Source organism: Prauserella sp. PE36, assembly GCF_003311655.1.
In the GTDB taxonomy this organism is placed as follows: Bacteria; Actinomycetota; Actinomycetes; order Mycobacteriales; family Pseudonocardiaceae; genus Prauserella_A; species Prauserella_A endophytica.
In genome coordinates, this window is the sequence record NZ_QEQT01000054.1 from 16,275 (window position 1) to 31,263 (window position 14,989).

13 protein-coding genes are annotated in these 14,989 nt (G+C 69.3%); 2 read left to right on the forward strand and 11 right to left on the reverse strand.

The window, feature by feature from the left end; all coding sequences use genetic code 11:
• Window positions 1-31: 31 nt before the first annotated feature.
• Window positions 32-2,797 (reverse strand): EAL domain-containing protein, encoded by a 2,766-nt coding sequence (locus tag DI005_RS12960; RefSeq protein ID WP_113642251.1) that lies wholly within the window; start codon window positions 2,795-2,797, stop codon window positions 32-34.
• Window positions 2,798-3,069: 272 nt separating this feature from the next.
• On the opposite strand from DI005_RS12960, the gene DI005_RS12965 reads away from it, so the two are divergent.
• On the forward strand, window positions 3,070-4,167 hold the full coding sequence (locus DI005_RS12965) for a beta-ketoacyl synthase N-terminal-like domain-containing protein (RefSeq protein WP_112266646.1): 1,098 nt from the start codon (window positions 3,070-3,072) through the stop codon (window positions 4,165-4,167).
• 127 nt (window positions 4,168-4,294) lie between these two features.
• On the opposite strand, the gene DI005_RS12970 is transcribed toward DI005_RS12965, so the two are convergent.
• Window positions 4,295-4,729, reverse strand: coding sequence for an OsmC family peroxiredoxin (locus DI005_RS12970; protein WP_113642256.1), 435 nt, complete (start codon window positions 4,727-4,729; stop codon window positions 4,295-4,297).
• Window positions 4,730-4,795: 66 nt separating this feature from the next.
• On the reverse strand, window positions 4,796-5,488 hold the full coding sequence (locus tag DI005_RS12975; protein WP_112266642.1) for a TetR/AcrR family transcriptional regulator: 693 nt from the start codon (window positions 5,486-5,488) through the stop codon (window positions 4,796-4,798).
• Window positions 5,489-5,612: 124 nt separating this feature from the next.
• Between DI005_RS12975 and DI005_RS12980 the strand changes: the two genes are divergently transcribed.
• Window positions 5,613-6,068: a nitroreductase family deazaflavin-dependent oxidoreductase gene (locus DI005_RS12980; RefSeq protein WP_112265161.1), complete on the forward strand. Its 456-nt coding sequence runs from the start codon at window positions 5,613-5,615 to the stop codon at window positions 6,066-6,068.
• Window positions 6,069-6,180: 112 nt separating this feature from the next.
• Here DI005_RS12980 and DI005_RS12985 read toward each other — a convergent pair whose 3' ends face one another.
• From DI005_RS12985 to DI005_RS13020, 8 genes are all read right to left on the reverse strand, one after another.
• Window positions 6,181-6,390 (reverse strand): formate dehydrogenase subunit delta, encoded by a 210-nt coding sequence (locus tag DI005_RS12985; RefSeq protein ID WP_199542779.1) that lies wholly within the window; start codon window positions 6,388-6,390, stop codon window positions 6,181-6,183.
• Between the two features lie 12 nt (window positions 6,391-6,402).
• Window positions 6,403-9,213, reverse strand: a complete 2,811-nt coding sequence (gene fdhF / locus DI005_RS12990) for a formate dehydrogenase subunit alpha (RefSeq protein WP_112265159.1) — start codon at window positions 9,211-9,213, stop codon at window positions 6,403-6,405.
• 3 nt (window positions 9,214-9,216) lie between these two features.
• Entirely contained in the window at window positions 9,217-10,767 is a 1,551-nt protein-coding gene (locus tag DI005_RS12995) for an NADH-quinone oxidoreductase subunit NuoF (RefSeq protein ID WP_112265157.1), read from the reverse strand.
• Window positions 10,764-11,258, reverse strand: coding sequence for an NAD(P)H-dependent oxidoreductase subunit E (locus DI005_RS13000; RefSeq protein WP_112265155.1), 495 nt, complete (start codon window positions 11,256-11,258; stop codon window positions 10,764-10,766). The genes DI005_RS12995 and DI005_RS13000 overlap by 4 nt, the downstream gene beginning before the upstream one ends.
• A 111-nt stretch (window positions 11,259-11,369) precedes the next feature.
• The gene (locus DI005_RS13005; RefSeq protein ID WP_112265153.1) at window positions 11,370-12,149 is read right to left on the reverse strand and encodes an IclR family transcriptional regulator C-terminal domain-containing protein; all 780 of its coding nucleotides are present in this window, start codon (window positions 12,147-12,149) and stop codon (window positions 11,370-11,372) included.
• Window positions 12,146-13,264, reverse strand: coding sequence for a muconate cycloisomerase family protein (locus tag DI005_RS13010; protein ID WP_113642252.1), 1,119 nt, complete (start codon window positions 13,262-13,264; stop codon window positions 12,146-12,148). Before DI005_RS13010 ends, DI005_RS13005 begins: the two co-directional genes overlap by 4 nt.
• The gene (locus DI005_RS13015; RefSeq protein ID WP_113642253.1) at window positions 13,264-14,043 is read right to left on the reverse strand and encodes a dioxygenase; all 780 of its coding nucleotides are present in this window, start codon (window positions 14,041-14,043) and stop codon (window positions 13,264-13,266) included. The genes DI005_RS13010 and DI005_RS13015 overlap by 1 nt, the downstream gene beginning before the upstream one ends.
• Window positions 14,044-14,045: 2 nt before the next feature.
• Window positions 14,046-14,989 (reverse strand): 4-hydroxyphenylacetate 3-hydroxylase C-terminal domain-containing protein (locus tag DI005_RS13020; RefSeq protein WP_304481733.1); only part of this gene is annotated, 944 nt, incomplete at its 5' end.

Below are 14,989 nucleotides of genomic sequence, written 5' to 3' on the forward strand. Positions count from 1 at the left end.
TATATACGGTGACGTCACTCAGTATATACGCCTACCCGGCCATCCTGGGGAACAGCTCCCCGGCGCTCACCGGCCTGCCGAAGCGGTAGCCCTGCGCCTGGTCGCAGTTCAGCTCCCGCAGCACCTCGAGCTGCCGATCGGTCTCCACGCCCTCCGCGATCACGGTGAGCCCCATGCTGTGCGCCATCGTCACGATGCCCCTGATGATCGCCTCGGCCTCGGACTTGCCCGGCCGTCCGATCCCGGCGACGAACGACTGGTCGATCTTGAGCGTGTCCAGCGGCAGCCGCCAGAGCTGGGCCAGCGAGGAGTAGCCGGTGCCGAAGTCGTCGATCGCGAGCCGCACACCCAGCCCTCGCAGCGCCGACAGCGCCCCGCCCGCCACCTCCGGGTCCCTCATGAGCGCGCTTTCCGTGATCTCCAGGCACAGCGTCTGCGGCGGCAGCCCGGTGCGGCGAAGAGCCTCCTCCACGGTCGGCACCAGCGCGGCGTCGTCGAGCTGCCGGGCGGAGAGGTTGACCGTCAGCCGGGTGTCGAGGTTCCGCGCGGCACGCTGGCTCGCGATCTCCTCGGTCGTGGTCCTGAGCATGTAGTCGCCGATGAGGTTGATCAGGTCGCTCTCCTCGGCGAGCGGGATGAACTCGACGGGCGAGATCGCGCCGTGCGTCGGGTGGTGCCAGCGCATGAGGCCCTCGACGGCCACGGTCCGGCACGTCCGCAGGTCCACCACCGGCTGGTAGGCCATCCACAGCTGGCCGTCCACCACGGCCTCGCGCAGATCCTGCTCCAGCCGCAGCTGCCGCTGGACGCGTTCCCGCAGCTCGACGTCGAAGAACTCGTACCGCCCGCGACCCCGCGTCTTGGCCTCGTACATCGCCACGTCGGCGTCACGGATGAGATCCTCGGCCGAGCGCGCGTCGCCGGGCGCCGCGGTGACGATGCCGACGCTCGCGTCCACGCGCAGCTGCCTGCCGTCGAGGCCGATCGGCTTGGTCAGCGAGGCCCGCAGGTGCCCGATGAGCGAGCGGATGCCGGTGTCGCCGGAGACGTCGAAGGTCACCACGGCGAACTCGTCCCCGCCGAGCCTGCCGACCAGGTCGGTCGCGCGCACACAGTGGCGCAGGCGCTGGCCGACGACGCGGAGCACCTGGTCGCCGGTGCTGTGCCCGAGCGAGTCGTTGATCAGCTTGAACTTGTCGAGGTCGATGAACAACACGCACGCGAGGCCCTCGCGGTCCGGCTCGGCCAGCGCGCCGTCCAGCCGCTGCAGCACGAGGGTCCGGTTGGCGAGGCCCGTGAGCGGGTCGTGCGTGGCGTCGTGCTCCAGCTGCTCGCCGATGGCCCTGCGCTCGGTGATGTCGGTGAACGACGTGACGACCGTCGATGGGGGCGTGGCGTCGGGATCGAGCGGCCGGCAGCTCATGGACAGCCACACGTAGGTGCCGTCGGGTCGTTGCAGCCGCAGTACGCGCCCGTTCTGCGCCTGCCCTGTCGCCAGTACCTCGGAGAACGGGTACTCCGTCGCGGCGAGCCGGGCCCCCGACTCGCCGTACAGCGGGAACCTCGTCGGTGACGACTTCCTGAGCACCGTGTTCGGCATACCGAGGATCCTGGCCGCCGCCGGGTTGGCCGACTCGATCATCCCGTCGGGGCCGATCACCACGACGCCCTCGTCGAGCGCGGCGACCACCGTGCTGTACCGCCGCTCGGCCCGCCGCCGGGGCGTCTCGTCGGCGCACACGAGCACGTAGCCGTCGTGCATCTCGGCGGCGGAGACCCGGATGGCCAGTGTCGAGCCGTCCGCCGTGCGGTGGTCGGCCTCGACGACGCCGCCCGCCGCCATCACCCGTTCCGGGTCGAGCGGCGCGCCGACGAGCTCGCCGACGTCCCTGCCGATGGCCTCGGTGCTGGACCGCCCGTACACGGCCTCCGCGGCGGGATTCCAGCTGGTCACGATGCCGTCGGCGGTGGTGGCGATGATCGCGTCGCTGACGTGGGAGACGAGCGCCGCCTGGTAGTGCAGTGCCGCCTCGGCTGCCTTCTGCGCCGTGATGTCGCGCATGATGACCTGGAACGCGGGCCTGCCTTGCCACGTCGTGCGCACCGACACCGACTCGACGAGCATCGAGTCGCCGTCGAAGCGCTTGAGCTGCACCTCGGTGGGCTCCGAGGTGGCGCCCGGGGTGGTCAGGCCCTCGATGCGGTGCAGCATCGCGGGGACCGAGGCGGGGTCGACGAAGTCGGTGATGGGCCTGCCCAGCAGCTCGTCGGCCGAATCCACCGCGGCGAACCGCAGTGCCGCCGGGTTGACGTAGACGAGTTTGCCGCCCTCGTGAACGCAGACCGCGTCAGGGCTGAGCTCGACCAGCAGCCGGTACCGGTCGGCCAGGTCGGCGAGCGCCTGCTCGCTGCCATGCCGTTCAGTCACGTCCGTAGCAATCCCGAGAAGTGCGGCCTTGGTGCCGCCGGGTCGAGGTCGGGCCAGGAACCGGATCCATCTGACCTCGCCTTCCGGCGTCTCGAGGCTCTGCTCAAGCTCGAAATTATCCCACGGCGGAGCATTCCGCAGCGTCACGTCGATCGGTGAGATCAATTCCAGGAGCGTGCGCCGGATGTCGGCTTCGGCCTCCTCGGGGAGCCCGAACATCGCGCCAAGCCCTGCCGACCACGTAACGCGGCCGTCGCCGGCGCCGACGGACCACCTGGCCGACGAGCCGGCGGCGAGCGCCAGGTCAGCGACTATCTCGTGGTCAGGGTCGGTGCCGGTGGTCACCTCTGCGTGGGTCCGCGCCTCCATGTCCCGTCCATCCGCGTGGTGCTGGGAACCCCGATTAGAGCACGGTTTCGCCGCTAGGCGAACAGGAGGATTCGGCGGCGACTTCGCGTTAGCGGCATCCCGGGCGCGGCCTTTCGTCGTCAAAACAGTAGGCGGACTTTTTTGGACTGTGCAGTGCGAAGCCGCCTATCCGCCAAACGAAAGGTGAGAAAGTGAGTAAGGACAAGGACGTGTCGCGTGGAATCGAAATATGCGGCATCGGTGCGGTCACCGGTTATGGCTGGGGCCGGGAAATGCTGTGGGACGGCCTGGTTTCCGGCAAGTCCGCGGCCGTGCTGACCGGCGGTTTCGGCCGGAACCGGGACGAGTCCGCCTGGGTCGCCGCGGTGCCCGAAGGCGGTGATCCCGCCGACGGCCGTGGTCGCTTTGCTCGTGCCATGCGCGCTTCCGCACGCGAGGCGATCGAGGACGCGAAGGGCCGCGGGTGGACTCCGGGCAGGCGGGTCGGTCTGCTGCACGCCGTCGTGATCGGAGAGGCGTATCTGTGGAAGGACTTCTACGTCACCGACAAGGGAAAACTGCGACTGCGGGATTACCTGGCGCTCATGCCGTCCACTCCGATGTCGACGTTCATGCAGGAGTACGGATTCCACGGGCCCGCCATGAACGTGTCGGCGATGTGTGCCTCGGGAAACGCGGGACTGCTCACGGCGAAGGCGTGGCTCGACGCGGGGATCGTGGACGACGTCGTGCTCGTCGCCACGGATCTGTCGCTCACGCCGGAGAACGTGCTGCATTTCACTCGGCTCGGCGTCGCGGTGGCCAACCGGGAGCCACTCGACGGCTGTCGTCCCTTCCAGGAGGGCAGCCGCGGTTTCGTGATGGGTGAGGCGTCGGTCGGGATGGTGCTTTCGAACCGCTCCGACAAGCCGTACGCGGTCACCCTCGGCGGTGCCATGTCCCACGACGCGTACCACGTGACGTCGATCGACCCGGAGTTTCCCGAGGTGCGGCGCTGTTTCGTGGAGGCGCTCGACAACGCGCGGGTGCCGGCGGAGGAAGTCCGCTACGTCAACGCGCACGGCCCCGGCACGAAGCAGTGCGACAGGGTCGAGGCCGCGATCGTGGAGGAGATGTTCCGTCCGGACACCGGGATCTACTCGGTGAAGCCGCTGGCCGGGCACTGCCAGGGCGCGGCGTCGGCGGTCGAGGTCGCGGTGGCGGCTCTTGGCTATGAACGCGGCGTGATCCCTGCTCCACCGAGCGTGGCCGAGGCGCATCCGCAGCTGCTGCACGGTGAGTTCGGTGTGGACGGCGGGCTGACCGTGAAGTCGTCGCTGGGCATGGGCGGCCACAACTCCGTGGTCGTGCTCGGTCCGGCTCGCGCGTGACGGAAGCCGGTGACCGGCATACTGCTCGATGCCGGTCACCGGCCTCGCGATGTCTGTGAAGTGGCTTGCGTGGCGGAGCCGATGGGCGGTTCGGGCGCGAGGCGGCTCCGCCGGTTCCGAGTCGCAGCTAATCGCTGAGCGAGGCGTCGAGGTTGATCATGGTGCCCGCGAGGGCCCTGCTCACCGGGCACGTTTCCTTGGCCGTACCGGCGAGCTCCTGGAACTTCTGCTCGTCGACGCCGTCGACCGCGGCGCGCAATGTGATGTCGATGCCGGTGATGGTGAGCCCGCCCCCGGAGGGTGTCACCGTCACCTCGGCGCTGACGTCGATCGTCCTTGGCGAGAGGCCCTCCTTCTCCAGGACGCCGGCAAGATTCATCGCGAGGCACGACGACTGTGCCGCCGCGATCAGCTCCTCGGGACTGGTCGTGCCCTCGGGCTCGCCGATCCGGCGCGGGAACGTGACCTCGAACTGCCCGCTGTTGGACGAGTCGAGCGTCACGGTGCCCTTGCCCGAGTTGAGTCCGCCGGTCCAATGCGTGGTGGAGTCGCGGCTGGCCATGTCGGCTCCCTTCGTGGCGTTGCTGCTGGTCCCCTCGACCATAGGCCGGTTCGGCGCTGAGGCCGCCTATCCGAGCCCCACGAACAGCGTCATCTGCTCAACGGTGTGGGTGAAGAACTCGTCGGCGGGGTCGACCGTGTTCGCGAACTGCCCACCCAGTTCGAAGCCGACCATGCCGAACAACTGGACCCACGCGATGAGCCCCCGCGCGAGGACCTCCTCCGGCACGTCGGGCGCCAGTTGCGCGCGGACGATGCCCACCTGCCTGCGCAGCTCGGGGGACATTTCCGGACCCTTGAAAGGCGGCTTGACCTCGCCGGCACGCCACGCGTCGCGGAGGGCGCCGATGAACACGGCAGGCACGCGCCTGGCGGGCGTGACGGTGTCCTGGGGAGCCCGGTAGCCGGGGATCGGTGTGCCGTAGATCAGGGAGTACTCGTGCCGGTTGGCAAGTCCCCACGCGCGCAGACCATGGCACGCGGCGCGCCAGCGCTCGCGCGGTGCGTCGGTGCCCGCGGCGGCCTTCTCCAGAGTCGCGCCCAGCGCGTTGTAGGCGTCGATGATCAGCGCGGTGAGCAGGTCGTCACGGCTGGGGAAGTAGCGGTACAGAGCTGAGGACACCATGCCGAGCTCCCTGGCGACCGCGCGCAGGGAAAGGCCGTCGGCGCCCTGTTCCCCGAGCTGTCTGCGGGCCTCGTCCTTGATCGCGGCCGTCAGCTCCGCACGGGCTCGTTCTCTCGCGGTCCGGTGGGCTGGCATGCCGCTCAGTGTGCCATTGGCGAGATCGGTGCACAAATTCGAGAGCATCGCTCTTGACTCCTCGTGGACCAAGGTGTTCACTGATCTCAACAGAGAGCACCGCTCTCGAACTGAAGGAGACATCATGGCGACCCAGTACGACGAGAACCGCTACCTCCGCCCCAAGGCCCCCACCAACCTGTTCAACAGCGCCGTCCAGCTGCTGACCCGGCTCGGCGTGAGCCTCTGGGGCAGCAGGGTGCTCTACGTCCGCGGCCGCAAGAGCGGCGAGCTGCGGTCGACGCCGGTGAACCTGCTGACGTTCGAGGGCGAGCGTTACCTCGTCGCGCCGAGGGGGCACACGCAGTGGGTGCGCAACCTGCGCGTCGCGGGTGAGGCCGAGTTACGCGTGGGCAGACGCGTGGAGATGATCAAGCCGGTCGAGCTGTCCGACGACGAGAAGCCGCCCGTGATCCACGCGTACCTGAAGAAGTGGGCCTGGGAGACGGGCGCCTTCTTCGAGGACATCACCGCGAAGACCCCGCAGGACGAGCTGCGCCGCGTCGCCCCGGGCTTCCCGGTGTTCCGCATCCCCGCCTGACGCGCAGGTGACCCGCGCCGCTGTCGCGAACGGAGCCCCACCCACCCCCGCCAAACGAGAGCAAGGGAGCTTTGCTCTCGTTTGACGGGAGTAAAGCTCCCTTGCTCCCCGATCAGACCTGCTTGGCGGCGGTGAGGGCTACCGGGTCGAAGGAGGTGGGGTCCTCATCGACCAGGCGGCGTAGTTCCGACTTCATCCTCGGGTCCCAGAACATCCGGATGTGGTTGGCGATCGCCTTCGCCGCCTCGTCGACCGGCAGGTGCCGGAACTGCACGGCGATGTCGTTGGCCATCCGCACCTGAGGCGAGATCGTGCTCGTCATGTCGCTCCTCGACTAGTCCGCCAGCGCCGGTTCCTCGTCGCGGGCCGCGTCGTGCCGGTCCGCCGCGTGCTTGAGGCCCACCTGCACCGCCGTCACCTTGTACTCGGGGCAGTTCGTCGCCCAGTCGGAGTTCTCCGTGGTCACCACGTTCGCCCCGGTCACGGGGTGGTGGAACGTCGTGTACACGACCCCCACGGGCATCCGGTCGGCGATCAGCGCGCGCAGCGTCGTGGTGCCCACCCGGCTGGAAAGCGTCACCTCGTCGCCGTTCTCGATGCCCCTCACCTCGGCGTCGTGCGGGTGGATCTCCAGCACGTCCTCCGGGTGCCACGCGACGTTGGCGGTGCGCCGCGTCTGCGCGCCCACGTTGTACTGCGACAGGATGCGGCCGGTGGTGAGGATCAGCGGGTACTTGCGCGTGCTGCGTTCCCGCGTCGCCACGAACGGCGTCTGCACGAACCGGCCCTTGCCGCGCACGAAGGCGTCGACATGCATCGTCGGCGTGCCCTCCGGGGCCTTGTCGTTGCACGGCCACTGCACGCTGCCGAGCTTGTCGAGCTTCTCGAACGAGACACCAGCGAAGGTCGGCGTCACCGCCGCGATCTCCGCCATGATCTCGCGCGGGTGCTCGTAGTTCATGTCGTAGCCCATCGCCTGCGCGATCTCGCACGCCACGCGCCACTCGTCCTTGCCCGTCTTCGGCGCCATCACCGGGCGCACGCGGTTGATGCGCCGCTCGGCGTTGGTGAACGTGCCGTCCTTCTCCAGGAACGACGTGCCCGGCAGGAAGACGTGCGCGAACTTCGCCGTCTCGTTGAGGAACAGGTCCTGCACCACCACCAGCTCCATCGCTGAAAGGGCGGCGTTGACGTGCTGGGTGTTCGGGTCGGACTGCGCGATGTCCTCACCCTGCACGAACAGGCCGAGGAACGTGCCGTCCACGGCGGCGTCGAACATGTTCGGGATCCGCAGGCCCGGCTCCGGGAGGATCGGGCGCTCCCACAGCTTCTCGAACACCTCGCGCACGGCGTCGTCGGACACGTGCCGGTAACCCGACAGCTCGTGCGGGAACGAGCCCATGTCGCACGAGCCCTGCACGTTGTTCTGCCCGCGCAGCGGGTTCACCCCCACTCCCTCGCGGCCGATGTTGCCCGTGGCCATCGCGAGGTTCGCCATGCCCATCACCATCGTGGAGCCCTGGCTGTGCTCGGTGACGCCGAGGCCGTAGTAGATCGCGCCGTTGCCCGCGCCTCCGTAAAGCCGTGCCGCCGCGCGCACCTGCTCCGCGGGCACGCCGGTGATCGACTCGGTGGCCTCGGGGCTGTTCTCCTCACGGGCGATGAACGCGGCCCACTCGTCGAACTCCTCGCAGCGGTCGGCCACGAACGACCGGTCGACGAGGCCCTCGGTGACCACGACGTGCGCCATCGCGTTGACGATCGCGACGTTGGTGCCAGGTGCGAGCTGGAGGTGGTGCTCCGCCTCGATGTACGGCGAGCGCACGAGGTCGATCCGCCTCGGGTCTATGACGATCAGCTTGGCGCCCTCGCGCAGCCTGCGCTTCATGCGCGAGGCGAACACGGGGTGCCCGTCGGTCGGGTTCGCGCCGATCACCACGATCACGTCGGCCTGTGCGACCGAGCGGAAGTCCTGCGTGCCCGCCGAGGTGCCGAACGTCTGCTTGAGGCCGTAGCCGGTGGGCGAGTGGCAGACCCGGGCGCACGTGTCGACGTTGTTGTTGCCGAACGCCGCGCGCACCATCTTCTGCACCACGTAGACCTCTTCGTTGGTGCAGCGCGACGACGTGATGCCGCCGATGGAACCGGCGCCGTGGCGGGCCTGGATGTCGCGGAACTTCTCGGCGACGTACGAGATCGCGGTCTCCCAGTCGACCTCGCGCCACTCGTCGGTGATCTTCTCGCGGATCATCGGGTTGAGCTTGCGGTCGGGGTGGGTCGCGTACCCGAACGCGAACCGGCCCTTGACGCACGAGTGGCCCTCGTTGGCGCCGCCGTCCTTGTACGGCACCATGCGCACGAGCTCGTCGCCACGCAGCTCGGCCTTGAACGAGCAGCCGACGCCGCAGTAGGCGCACGTGGTGAGCACGGTCCGCGTCGGCATGCCGAGGTCCACGACGGACTTCTCCTGCAGCGTCGCGGTCGGGCACGCCTGCACGCACGCGCCACACGAGACGCATTCGGAGTCCATGAACAGCTCGGCGGCGCCCGGCGACACCTTGGAGTCGAAGCCGCGGCCCTCGATCGTCAGGGCGAACGTCCCCTGCACCTCGCCGCAGGCCCGCACGCACCGCGAGCACACGATGCACTTGGACGCGTCGAAGTCGAAGTACGGGTTGCTGGTGTCCTTGGGCGCGTCGAGGTGGTTCTCGCCCTCGTAGCCGTAGCGCACCTGCCGCAGCCCGACGACGCCGGACATGTCCTGCAGCTCGCAGTCGCCGTTGGCGGCGCACGTGAGGCAGTCGAGCGGGTGGTCGGAGATGTAGAGCTCCATCACGCCCTGCCGCAGCTTTTCCAGCTTCGGCGTCTGCGTGCGCACCTTCATACCCTCGGCCACGGGCGTGGTGCACGAGGCCGGGGTGCCCTTCTTGCCGTCGATCTCCACGAGACACAGCCGGCAGGAGCCGAACGCCTCGAGGCTGTCGGTGGCGCACAGCTTCGGGACGTCCGTCCCGGTCTCCGCCGCCGCGCGCATGATCGACGTGCCCTCCGGCACGGTCACTGGCACGCCGTCGATCTCGACGGTCACGGTCGCCGGTCCCGGCTTGGCCGGGGTGCCGAAGTCGTGTTCCTTCAACAGACCCATGGTCTACTTCGCCTCCTCGTGGCGGGCGTTGTTCGTCATGAAGTCGTCGGGAAAATGGGTCAGCGCACTGCGCACCGGGTTGGGGGTCAGCCCGCCCATCGCGCACAGCGACCCGTCGGTCATCAGCTCGCAGAGGTCGTTCAGCAGCGCGAGGTTGCCGTCCCGGTCCTCGCCGCCCGTGATCTTGTCGATCACCTCGACGCCGCGTACGGCGCCGACGCGACACGGCGTGCACTTGCCGCACGACTCCTCGGCACAGAACTCCATCGCGAACCGTGCCATCGCCGCCATGTCCACGGTGTCGTCGAACACCACCACCCCGCCGTGGCCCAGCATCGCGTCCGCGGCCGCGAACGCCTCGTAGTCCATCGGCAGCTCGAACTGCGAGGTCGGCACGTACGAGCCGAGCGGGCCGCCGACCTGCGCGGCCCGCACCGGGCGGCCGGAACGCGTGCCGCCGCCGTAGCCGTTGACGAGCTCGCCGAGCGTGATGCCGAACGCGGTCTCGAACACCCCGCCGCGCGCGATGTTGCCCGCCAGCTGGAACACCTGCGTGCCACGGGAACGTTCGACGCCGAGGTCGGCATACGCCTGCGGGCCGTCGGCGAGGATCGTCGGCACACTGGCGAGGGTCAGCACGTTGTTCACCACGGTCGGCTTGCCGAACAGCCCGGTGATCGCGGGGATCGGCGGTTTCGAGCGGACCATGCCGCGCTTGCCCTCGAGGCTCTCCAGCATGGAGGTCTCCTCGCCGCAGATGTAGGCGCCCGCGCCCACGCGCACGAAGAGGTCGAACTTCAGCCCGGAGCCGAGCACGTTCTCACCGAGCCAGCCGTGCGCGTAGGCGATGTCGATGGCCCTGCGCATCGTGTTCACGGCGTCCGGGTACTCCGAGCGGATGTAGATGTAGCCCTCGCTCGCGCCCACCGCGTGCGCGGCGATGGTCATGCCCTCGATGAGGCAGAACGGGTCGCCCTCCATGAGCATCCGGTCGGCGAACGTGCCGCTGTCGCCCTCGTCGGCGTTGCAGCACACGAACTTCAGCGGGCCCTCGGTGCCGCGCACCGTGTTCCACTTGATGCCCGCGGGGAACCCCGCGCCGCCGCGGCCGCGCAGGCCCGACTCGGTCACCTGTGCGACCACGTCCGCGGGGTCGAGCTCCAGTGCCCTGCGCAGCCCAGCGAGCCCGCCGTTCGCCTCGTAGTCCTCTGTGGATAGTGGGTCGGTGACGCCGACCCTGGCGAAGCACAGGCGCTGCTGGTCGCGCATCCACGACAGCTCGTCGACGACGCCCTGGCACAGCTCGTGCGGCGCGCCCTCGAACAGCCCGGCCTCGACGAGACCGGGCACGGCCTCAGGCGTCACCGGCCCGTAGCCGACGCGGCCCCGGTCGGTCTCCACCTCCACGAACGGTTCGAGCCAGAGCATGCCGCGCGAGCCGTTGCGCACGATCCGGACGGGTTCGGCGCCCGCCTCGCGCTGGATCGCGGCGGCGACCTCGTTGGCGCCCACCGAGACGGCTGCCGAGTCCCTCGGCACGTAGACGGTGATCATGCGGTCTCCTCGCCACCTTCCGCGCGTACCAGCAGCTCCACCAGGCGCGCCCGGTCCATGAGCCCGTACATCCGGCCGTTGATCTGGGCCGCGGGGCCGAGGGCGCAGTTGCCGAGGCAGAAGACCTGCCCGAGCGTCACCGAGCCGTCCGGCGTCGTCTGCCCCACCTTCACGCCGAACACCTGCTCGGCGTCCGCCACGAGGCGCTCCGCACCCACCGACTGGCAGGCCTCCGCGCGGCACAGTCGCACCGTCGTGGTGCCCGAGGGCTCGGCCTGGAAGTCGGAGTAGAAGGTGATCACGCCGTGCACGTCGGCGCGGCTCATGTTCAGCTCGTTCGCCAGCACCGGAACCACTTCCGGGGCGATGTAGCCGAACTCGGCCTGGATGCCGTGCAGGATCGGGAGCAGGGCTCCTCGCTCGCCCTTGTGCGCGTCGATCACGGCTCGAACGCGTTCCACGACCGACGTACCGGCGCTGTCCACCGCCATACCGCAACCTCCTTGATGTATACGGTATACATCGTCGATCGTACCCGCGCGGTGACGTAGACAACAAGGGTACGTTCCGCCGGGCGGGTGTGGAACGCACCGAATCGCTCGTCAGCCCCCGTCCGGGGCGCCGAGCTGCTTGCTGATCTCCCGCGCGGCCTCGACGATCACGGGCAGCGTCTCCGCCTCGATGTCGGCCACGCTCAGCTCCCCTGCGGGCACCGACATGCTCAGCGACGCGATGGCGCGGCCCCCCGAGTCGAGCACCGGCGCGGAGAACGAGCGCACACCCTCCTCGAACTCCTGGTCCACCAGCGCCCAGCCCTGCGTGCGCACCTCCCGCAGGATCTCGCGCAGCCGGTCCGGGTCGGTCACCGTCCGCGCGGTGATCCTCGGAAACGGCGCGTGGTGCAGGAACTCCTCGATTTCGTGTTCGGGCAGCCAGGCCAGCAGCACGCGGCCCATCGACGTCGCGAACGCGGGCAGCCGCGTACCCGTGGTGAGCGTGTGCCGCATGACGCGGCGGGAGGGCACACGGGTCAGGAACACCGCGTCCTCGCCGTCGAGCGCAGCCAGCGAGCACGTGTGCCCCGTGACCTTGGTGACGTCCTCCATGTAGGGCTGGGCCACCTCGGTCAGGTTGAGCGAAGACAGGTAGGCGTTGCCCAGTGCGAGGACGTGCGGCGTGAGCACGTACTGCCTGCCCTCGGTGCGGACGTAGCCCAGCCGCTCCAGCGTGAGCACGAGGCGCCGCACGGTCGGGCGGGAAAGGCCGGTCAGCTCGGAAAGCTCGCCGAGGGTCAGCCTGGGGCGGCGGTCCGAGAAGGCGAGGATCACCGAGAGACCGCGTTCGAGCGACTGGACGTAGTCCTTCTCGTCGGGCGACTTCATCGGGCGAACCTGCCCAGTTTCTCCTCGTCGATCGTCACGCCGAGACCCGGCCCGCTCGGCACGCGCAACGCGCCGTCGGCGTACGTCAGCGGGTCGGTGACCAGGTCCTCGGCGAGCAACAACGGGCCGAACAGCTCACAGCCGAACGTGACGCCCCTGATGGCCGCGTAGGCGTGTGCCGCCGCGGCGGTGCCGATGGAACTCTCGATGCTCGACCCGCCGTGGCAGGGCAGGCCCGCCGCCTCCGCGACCGCGGCGACCCTCCTCGTCGCCGACAGACCGCCGTGCTTGTGCACCTTCAGCGAGAAGATGTCCGCCGCCTCCTCGCCGACCAGCCGCAGGGCGTCGTGCGGGGTCAGCAGGCTCTCGTCGGCCATCACCGGGATCGTCAGCCGCGCGGCGAGCCTGCGCATCGCGTCGACGTTCCAGCCCGGCACCGGCTGCTCGACCAGGTCGACGCCGGCCTCCTCCAGCACGGGCAGCCAACGAGCCGACGTCGGCTCGTCCCACGCCGCGTTGAGGTCGACGCGCACGCTGGCCTTGTCGCCGAGCGCCCTGGCCACCGAGGCGACGCGCGCGGTGTCCGCGGCAGGGTCGAGCGCGCCCATCTTGAGCTTGAACGACGCGTGCAGGCCCGAGGAGAGCTTCTCCTCGGCCTCGGCGAACACCACCTCCGACTCCTCGGCGCCGAGCGCCCACGTCACGGGAATCGACTCGCGGTACAGCCCGCCGAGCAGCTGGTACACCGGCACGCCGAGCGTCCTTCCCCACGCGTCGAAGATCGCCATCTCCAGCGCCGCCTTGGCGAAGGAGTTCCGCGCGGCCACGCGGTCGAGCCGGTCCATCAGGTAGTCCACGCGCGACACTTCGGCGCCGACGAGCTGCGGGGCGAGGTACTCGTCGACCATCACCTTCATCGACTCGACACTCTCCCCGCCCCACCACGGTCCGCCGGGCACCACGGCCTCGCCGACCCCCTCGGCGCCGCCCTCGGTGCGCAGCCGCACCACCAGGTAGCTCTGCCTGGTCGCACTCATCGACTTGAACTTGTGCGGTCGGCGCAGCGGCAGGTCGACCACCACCGTGCGGACCGAAGCGATGGACAGCTCTCCCATCACGCGGGATCCAGTGTGAAGTCGTACTCGGCCGCGTAGCGCCCGTCGCCGAGGTGGGCCAGCTCCAGCGTGAGCTCCGGCTTCACGGCGCTCGCGATGTCCTCGTCGACGTACTCGCCGCCCGCGAAGAACAGCTGGCTCGTCAGCGTCCGGCAACCCTGCGCGCGCACCATCATGTGCAGGTGTGCGGGCCGCCAGTGGTGCCAGCCCGCGGCCCTGATCAGCTGACCGGTCGGACCTTCCTTCGGGATCTCGTACGGCGCCGGGACAACCGTCGTGATCTCGAACCGGCCGTCCGCGCCGGTGGTGACGTTCGCGCGGAGGTTCCACTGTGGAGGGTCGGGGTGGAACTGCGAGTAGTAGCCGAGCGCGTCGGCCTGCCAGATGTCCACCACCGAGCCGGGCAGCGGGTTGCCGTCGAGGTCGCGGACGGTTCCGGAGAACACCAGCACGTCGCCCGGCTCGTCCGGCCGCTGCGGGAGCGTGGCCGGTGAGGACAGCTCGGGCGCGCCCGGGACGTAGTACGGGCCCTCGATGCACCCGGAGCTGCCCTGGCGCCGCTCGGAGGCGAGCTTCTCGATCGTGTGCTCGAAGAACACGTCGAGCAACAGCGGCCACTCGCCGGCCTCGCCGACCTTGATCAACCACGCCTTGGCCGCCTGGTACTCGGGGTAGGTCACCGAGTGCCGCACCAGCCGCTCGTTGATCACGCCGAAGATGTCGGCCACCACCTCCGCCGTGCGCTGCTGGGTGGGGTTCACCGGTGCGGTCGCTGTCATGACTACCTCCTCCGGAGGCTGACGTCGTCGGGATTGACGAGGTCTGGGGCGGTCCAGCCGTCGAGGTCGTACTCGGCCATGCACCGCTCGGCGAAGCCCTTCATGGCGTCGGCCGCGCCGGACTGCTGGGCGGCGAAGAGCAGTTCGGCGCGCACGCCCTCGTGGTTGCCGGAGTAGTTGCGCTCGTAGAGCTCGTGGCGGCCGCCGAACTCACTGCCGATCGAGTCCCAGATCAGCTTCATCAGCTTCACGCGCTCGATCGCGTCGATGCCGTTGGAGCCGCGCACGTATTTGTCGAGATACGGCCGCGTCTCGGGTGACTTGAAGTCGTCCGCGTGCGAGGGCAGGTAGATCAGCCCGCTGCCGAGGTCCTGCATGATGATCTCGCGCACGCGCGGGTAGCCGACGGTCATGAACCAGCGGTAGGCCAGGCCGTAGTCCAGATGCGGCAGCACCGCGCCGTCGACCCACTGGTCCGGGTTGGCGGCCATCGCGTCGGAGATGGCCCAGAACATGTTGCGCCAGCCGATGACCTCGCCGACGCGGGTCTGGATGCCGCGGAAGTCCTTGGTGCCGGTGGCTTCCACGCCCTTTATCAGCAGTCCGGCGATGAAGTCGAGCTTGACGGCCAGGCGGGTGACGCCGTGGAAGGTGAAGCGGTGCAGGAAGCCGGAGCCGGGGAAGAACGTGCTCGCCTTCTCGGGATCGCCGTAGATGAAGACGTCCTCCCACGGGATCTTCACCTTGTCCAGGATGAAGATCGTGTCGTTCTCGTCGAACCGTGACGAGAGCGGGTAGTCGAAAGGACTCGACATCACGTCGGCGGTGTTGGCGTAGGAGTGCCGGCAGATGAGCTTCATGCCCGGTGCACCCATCGGCACGGTGCACACGAGCGCGAACTCGCGCTTCTTGATCGGCAGGCCGTAGTGGGCGATGAAGTTGTAGT

Coding starts and splice junctions, on each gene's coding strand:
- DI005_RS12960 (WP_113642251.1), bottom strand. CDS start 2,797: ATGGAGGCGCGGACCCACGCAGAGGTGACCACCGGCACCGACCCTGAC.
- DI005_RS12965 (WP_112266646.1), top strand. CDS start 3,070: ATGCTGTGGGACGGCCTGGTTTCCGGCAAGTCCGCGGCCGTGCTGACC.
- DI005_RS12970 (WP_113642256.1), bottom strand. CDS start 4,729: ATGGCCAGCCGCGACTCCACCACGCATTGGACCGGCGGACTCAACTCG.
- DI005_RS12975 (WP_112266642.1), bottom strand. CDS start 5,488: ATGCCAGCCCACCGGACCGCGAGAGAACGAGCCCGTGCGGAGCTGACG.
- DI005_RS12980 (WP_112265161.1), top strand. CDS start 5,613: ATGGCGACCCAGTACGACGAGAACCGCTACCTCCGCCCCAAGGCCCCC.
- DI005_RS12985 (WP_199542779.1), bottom strand. CDS start 6,390: ATGACGAGCACGATCTCGCCTCAGGTGCGGATGGCCAACGACATCGCC.
- fdhF (WP_112265159.1), bottom strand. CDS start 9,213: ATGGGTCTGTTGAAGGAACACGACTTCGGCACCCCGGCCAAGCCGGGA.
- DI005_RS12995 (WP_112265157.1), bottom strand. CDS start 10,767: ATGATCACCGTCTACGTGCCGAGGGACTCGGCAGCCGTCTCGGTGGGC.
- DI005_RS13000 (WP_112265155.1), bottom strand. CDS start 11,258: ATGGCGGTGGACAGCGCCGGTACGTCGGTCGTGGAACGCGTTCGAGCC.
- DI005_RS13005 (WP_112265153.1), bottom strand. CDS start 12,149: ATGAAGTCGCCCGACGAGAAGGACTACGTCCAGTCGCTCGAACGCGGT.
- DI005_RS13010 (WP_113642252.1), bottom strand. CDS start 13,264: ATGGGAGAGCTGTCCATCGCTTCGGTCCGCACGGTGGTGGTCGACCTG.
- DI005_RS13015 (WP_113642253.1), bottom strand. CDS start 14,043: ATGACAGCGACCGCACCGGTGAACCCCACCCAGCAGCGCACGGCGGAG.